Origin of the sequence: Streptomyces sp. NPDC059224, from assembly GCF_042754285.1 — a bacterium.
GTDB lineage: Bacteria > Actinomycetota > Actinomycetes > Streptomycetales > Streptomycetaceae > Streptomyces.
On sequence record NZ_JBHZAN010000065.1, the window covers coordinates 31,259 to 36,899 of the forward strand.

6 protein-coding genes are annotated in these 5,641 nt (G+C 72.2%); 4 read left to right on the forward strand and 2 right to left on the reverse strand.

Going from position 1 to position 5,641, the window contains the following annotated elements:
- The coding region (locus ACFXI4_RS42320) for a HAMP domain-containing protein (RefSeq protein WP_385002382.1) at positions 1–661 on the reverse strand (661 nt) is incomplete at its 3' end.
- A gap of 211 nt (positions 662–872) precedes the next feature.
- On the reverse strand, positions 873–1,238 hold the full coding sequence (locus ACFXI4_RS42325; protein WP_385002385.1) for an STAS domain-containing protein: 366 nt from the start codon (positions 1,236–1,238) through the stop codon (positions 873–875).
- 148 nt (positions 1,239–1,386) lie between these two features.
- On the opposite strand from ACFXI4_RS42325, the gene ACFXI4_RS42330 reads away from it, so the two are divergent.
- The 4 genes from ACFXI4_RS42330 to ACFXI4_RS42345 all read left to right on the forward strand — a co-directional run bounded on the left by ACFXI4_RS42330 (position 1,387) and on the right by ACFXI4_RS42345 (position 5,549).
- Positions 1,387–1,857, forward strand: coding sequence for an ATP-binding protein (locus ACFXI4_RS42330; RefSeq protein WP_385002388.1), 471 nt, complete (start codon positions 1,387–1,389; stop codon positions 1,855–1,857).
- Positions 1,858–2,051: 194 nt separating this feature from the next.
- The gene (locus tag ACFXI4_RS42335; protein WP_385002391.1) at positions 2,052–3,242 is read left to right on the forward strand and encodes a glycoside hydrolase family 3 N-terminal domain-containing protein; all 1,191 of its coding nucleotides are present in this window, start codon (positions 2,052–2,054) and stop codon (positions 3,240–3,242) included.
- 76 nt (positions 3,243–3,318) lie between these two features.
- Positions 3,319–3,786, forward strand: a complete 468-nt coding sequence (locus ACFXI4_RS42340) for a MarR family winged helix-turn-helix transcriptional regulator (RefSeq protein WP_385002394.1) — start codon at positions 3,319–3,321, stop codon at positions 3,784–3,786.
- A gap of 116 nt (positions 3,787–3,902) precedes the next feature.
- Positions 3,903–5,549 carry an MFS transporter gene (locus ACFXI4_RS42345; RefSeq protein WP_385002397.1) on the forward strand — a complete coding sequence of 549 codons (1,647 nt, stop codon included), beginning with the start codon at positions 3,903–3,905 and terminating at the stop codon, positions 5,547–5,549.
- Positions 5,550–5,641: the final 92 nt, after the last annotated feature.

The following is a 5,641-nucleotide window of genomic DNA, read 5'->3' on the forward strand; positions in this document are numbered from 1 at the left end:
TCTTCTGCGACAGGTCGCCCTGCGCCACCGCGGTCGTCACCTGGGCGACGTTGCGGACCTGGGAGGTGAGGTTCCCGGCCATGAAGTTGACCGAATCGGTCAGGTCCCGCCAGACGCCGCCGACCCCGGGCACCTGCGCCTGGCCGCCCAGCCGGCCCTCGCTGCCGACCTCACGGGCGACACGGGTGACCTCGTCGGCGAACGCGGACAGCTGGTCGACCATCGTGTTGACGGTCTCCTTCAGCTGCAGGATCTCCCCGCGCGCGGGGACGTCGATCTTCTGGGACAGATCGCCGCGGGCCACCGCCGTGGCCACCTGGGCGATGTCACGGACCTGAGTGGTCAGGTTCCCCGCCATGGCGTTGACCGAGTCGGTCAGGTCCGCCCAGGTGCCGGAGACCCCGGGGACCTGCGCCTGACCGCCCAGCGTGCCCTCGGTGCCCACCTCGCGGGCCACTCGCGTGACTTCCGAGGTGAACAGGGACAACTGGTCGACCATGCCGTTGAAGACCGTGGCGATGTCGCCGAGCAGTCCCTCGCCGTCGGAGGGCAGCCGGGTGCCGAAGTCACCGTCGCGTACCGCCGTCAGGCCGGCCAGCAGCTGTCGCAGCTCCTGCTCGCCCGGACCCTGGACCTGGGCGTCCACCGACACGCCGCTCATGCACACCCTCGTTCCGCTCCCCAGGGTCCCCACCCCGAGGACCCGGAACCTCGCCGGAGCCGTAGAGCTCCGCCCACCAGCGGCGATTCCGTGTTCGACGGCCTCGCACGACGGGCAGTCGGTCGCAGATTAACTCAGTTGTCGCCCGACAACCAACGTCGGGGGCGCCCGGCCCGCCCGGCCACAGGGGAGCCCGGCGCCGGGCTCGCCGTCACGCCGCGATGGCGGCTTGCACGGAGGGGTGGCAGGAGGCGAGGGTGTCCAGTCCCACCAGCTGCACGGTGCGCAGCACGGAGTCGCGGAGACCCGCGAGACGCAGCCACCCCTGACCGGCCCGGGTCACCTGGTGGGCGGCGATCAGTGCGTTGATCCCGCTGGAATCCATGAACGTGACCCCACTCAGGTCGACGACGACCCGGGAGCCCGCGGTGGGGTCCGCCGGAGGCATGGCCCGGGCCAGGGCGCCCACGGTCTCGTAGTCGATCTCGCCGCGCAGGCCGAGCACGGTGACGCCGTCGACGTCGGTCCGGGTGACGGACAGCTCACCGCGCTCCACTGCCCTGTTCTCGTCCGTCACGTGCGTCCTCCGCGCCCTCGGTCCCAACCCTGTCACCCGCTCTGCCAGCCACAGTGCCCAGCCGGGCGGAGTGCGATGCACGGGACGGGGCATCCGAATCCCGGCGGCGCGGGAGTACCACGGCGGATCGCCGGGTAGGCGCGCGCCCATGAACGGGGTATCGCGGTTCGCCGGCAGGGATTCGGTCCCGCCCGAGGAGTGTTCGGGGACGGCGGGTGCCGCACCGGTCGAGGTCACCATCGCGCTGGACGGGGCGGACGGCTGTATCGCCCACGCGCGGAGACGGGCGTCGGACTTCCTGGCCCGGGCCGAGCCCGCGCGGGGGCTGCCGGTACCGGCCCGCACCCGGGAGCTGGCCCAGCTGGTGGTCAGCGAACTCGTCACCAACGCGCTGAAGTACGCGCCCGGACCCGTCCTGCTGCATGTGAGCGCCGCGGCCGGCGCGGTGGAGATCGAGGTCTGGGACAGTGATCCGACCCTGCCGCAGGCCCGGGCGACCGACGCGGGACGGGTGGGTCAGCACGGCCTGGAGATCGTGCTGGCGGTGGCGCGGGACGTCGAGGCGCGACGGGAGCCCGTCGGCAAGCGCATCACCGCCCGGCTGACGTCGTCCGAGTGACGGCTGCCCGCAGCCGCGGCCGGTGCGGCCGTCCGGGTGGTGGAGTCGTCGGCCGTCGGGCCGCCCACAGCGCGCACCCCACCCGTTCGGCGTAACGTGAGGCGCCGGGGCGGCCGCGCTTCGCGCAGGGTGCCGATGCCGTGCGCCTGCCGGACCCCCCTTGGACTGCTTTTCTCACGAGTCAGGAGCGCATCATGGCGACACCTGTCCGCCGGCCCGCGGGCCGGGGCTCCGCTGTCCGGCGCACCGCCGTCGGGCTCGCCACCACCCTGGTCGCCGTCGGCGCGTGCAGCGCGCCGGCCGCCGGGGAGGAAGCCCACCGCGTGTCCGCCGCGTCCTGCGCCGACAGGGTCTACACGGGAATGACCCAGGCGCAGCGGGTCGGCCAGCTGTTCATGGGCGGGGTCGCCGCCGCCCGCCCCAGCACCACGGACCTGCGCACCCTGCGGACCTATCACGTGGGGTCCGTCATGCTGACCGGGCGCAGCTCCGCCGGTACGGCGGCGACCAAGAAGGTCGTCGACGGGGTGCGGGCGCAGGCGGACACGGTGGCCGGTCACCGGGTCGGACTGCTCGTCTCCACCGACCAGGAGGGCGGACAGGTCCAGGTGCTCAGCGGGCCCGGCTTCTCCGTCATGCCCAACGCCCTGACCCAGGGCACGTGGAGCACGACGACCCTGCGCGCCCGCGCCCAGACCTGGGCCAAGCAGCTCAAGGCCGCGGGTCTCGACCTCAATCTCGCCCCGGTCGCCGACGTGGTGCCCGCGAGCCTCGGCACCCGCAACGCTCCCATCGGCCACTTCTACCGCGAGTACGGCCACACCCCCGCCGTCGTGACCTCGCACACCGGCGCCTTCGCCGCGGGCTTCCGGGCGGCCGGGGTCATGACCACCTTCAAGCACTTCCCCGGGCTCGGCCAGGTCATCGGGAACACCGACACCACCGCGAACGTCGTCGACTCGGTGACCACCGCCTCCAGTGCGAACCTCCAGCCGTTCCGCAGCGGGATCGCGGCCGGCACGCCGTTCGTGATGGTCTCCTCGGCGAAGTACACCAAGATCGACTCGAAGCACCTGGCCGTGTTCTCCCCGACCGTGATCAACTCGCTGCTGCGCACCAAGTTGGGCTTCAAGGGGGTCGTCATCTCCGACGACATCGGGCAGGCCGTCGCGGTCCGCGCCTACACCCCCGCGCAGCGGGCGGTGGACTTCCTGACCGCCGGCGGGGACATGATCCTCACGGTCAAGGCGTCGACCATTCCGGCGATGGTGCAGGGCGTACAGGCCCGGATGGCGGCGAGCGCCTCCTTCCGCACCACGGTCGCGGCCTCCGTGCACCGGATCCTCACGGCCAAGGCCACGGCAGGCAAGCTCACCTGCAGCTGAGACCCGCCTCCGACGGCCAGGCGTTTACTTACGCCTGGTTGAACAGTCCAGACTGATAAACCTAGTATCAGTACATGTGAAGACAGTTACAGCCTCCGATGCCGGCGGTACCCGCGATCCGAGCGACGCGTCCCTGCTCGCCTACGAACTCCGGCTCGCGGTGGGCCGGATGACGCGGCGGCTGCGACAGGCCCACGCCGTGGGGGACGTCTCACTCTCGGGCGTCTCGGTGCTCGCGCGGCTCGCCGCCGAGGGACCCGGCTCCCCCACCGCGCTCGCCGAGCTGGAGCGGGTGCGGCCGCAGGCCATGGCGACCACGCTCGCCCACCTCGAACAGCGCGGCCTGGTCCGCCGCACCCCCGACGCGACGGACGGGCGGCGGAGCATCGCGGCCGTCACCGAGGAGGGGCGGGCCATGCTCGCCGAGCGGCGCTCCGAGTCGGTGCGGCGGCTCGCGGACGTCCTCGGCACGTTCTCCGCCGAGGAGCGCGCGACCCTCGGGGCGGCCGTGCCGCTGCTCGCCCGGCTGGCGGAACAGCTGTGAGCGCCCGCGACCGGTCCGGCCTGCTGCGCTCGGCCCGCCACAAGGAGACCCCGCCCGGGCCGGGCTACAAGTGGGTCGCGCTCTCGAACACCACTCTCGGGGTGCTGATCGCGACGATGGACGCGTCGATCGTGATCATCTCGCTCCCGGCCATCTTCCGGGGCATCGGCCTGGACCCGCTCGCACCGGGCAACATCGGCTATCTGCTCTGGATGATCCTCGGGTACCTGCTGGTCTCCGCGGTCCTGGTGGTCGTGCTCGGGCGGCTCGGCGACATGTTCGGACGGGTGAAGATCTACAACCTCGGATTCCTGATCTTCGCCTGTGCCTCGGTCGCGCTGTCGCTCGATCCGTTCCGCGCCGGAGCGGGCGCGATGTGGCTGATCCTGTGGCGGATCGTGCAGGCCTTCGGCGGGTCCATGCTCACCGCCAACTCGGCCGCCATCCTCACCGACGCCTTCCCCGCACGACAGCGCGGCATGGCGCTCGGCATCAACCAGATCACCGCGCTGGCGGGCCAGTTCCTCGGTCTGCTCGCGGGGGGTCTGCTCGCGGTCGTCGACTGGCGTGCCGTGTTCTGGGTGAGCGTCCCGGTCAGCATCACCGGCACGATCTGGTCGTACCTGAGCCTGCGCGAGACCTCGACGGGCCGGCCCGGCCGGATCGACTGGCTGGGCAACATCACCTTCGCGGCGGGCGCCGGGATCCTGCTGGCCGGGATCACCTACGGGATCCAGCCCTACGGCGACAGCGCCACCGGCTGGGGGAACCCGTGGGTGCTGACCGGGCTGATCGGCGGCGTCGCCCTGCTGCTGGCCTTCTGTGTCGTCGAGACGCGGGTCACCGACCCCATGTTCAACCTGGCGCTCTTCAGGAACAGGGCGTTCGCGGCGGGCAACGTGGCCGCCCTGCTGACCTCGATCGCCCGCGGCGGCCTACAGTTCATGCTCATCATCTGGCTCCAGGGCATCTGGCTGCCGCTGCACGGCTACGACTTCGAGGACACCCCGCTGTGGGCCGGCATCTTCATGCTCCCGCTCACGCTCGGGTTCCTCGTCGCGGGCCCGGTCTCCGGCTATCTCTCGGACCGGTTCGGCGCCCGGTTCTTCTCCACCGCCGGGCTGGTCGTCGTCATGCTGTCGTTCCTGGGGCTGCTCGCGCTGCCCGTCGACTTCGACTACGGGCTGTTCGCGGCGCTGCTGCTGCTCAACGGGCTCGGCCAGGGGATGTTCTCGGCGCCGAACACGTCGTCGATCATGGGCAGTGTCCCGGCCGAGTACCGGGGTGTCGCCTCGGGCATGCGCTCGACCTTCCAGAACTCCGGTACGGCGCTGTCCATCGGTGTCTTCTTCTCGCTGATGGTCTCCGGCCTGGCCTCCTCGCTGCCGGACACGCTCAGGAGCGGGCTGACGGCGCACGGCGTGCCGGCCGCGTCCGCCGCGCACGCCGCCTCACTGCCGCCGGTGAGCACGCTGTTCGCGACGTTCCTCGGCAACAACCCGATCGGGCACCTGCTCTCCTCCGAGGGTGTCCTCGGCCATGTGACCAGCGCGCAGCGGGCCGTCCTGACCGGCCACACCTTCTTCCCGCAGCTGGTCTCCGGCCCGTTCCACCACGGCCTGGCCATCGTGTTCGGCGTCGCCGCGGGCATGGCCCTGGTCTCCGCCGTGGCCTCCGCGCTGCGCGGCAGCCACCGGCCCGTCCAGGACCGGCCGGGGTCCAAGGACCGTTCGTCCGCCCGGACGCCCTCCGCGAAGTCGTAGGAGAAGAAAGGGCCGTGGGGCGGGTGCGGGGGTTTGCCCCGGGCCCCCCCCCCGCCCGACGCGGCAGGGGTGGGGCGGAAGGGGGGGCGCGG

What these genes read in the sequence shown, in the direction of transcription:
- ACFXI4_RS42330 (WP_385002388.1), top strand. Translation starts at nt 1,387, where the DNA reads ATGAACGGGGTATCGCGGTTCGCCGGCAGGGATTCGGTCCCGCCCGAG.
- ACFXI4_RS42335 (WP_385002391.1), top strand. Translation starts at nt 2,052, where the DNA reads ATGGCGACACCTGTCCGCCGGCCCGCGGGCCGGGGCTCCGCTGTCCGG.
- ACFXI4_RS42345 (WP_385002397.1), top strand. Translation starts at nt 3,903, where the DNA reads ATGGACGCGTCGATCGTGATCATCTCGCTCCCGGCCATCTTCCGGGGC.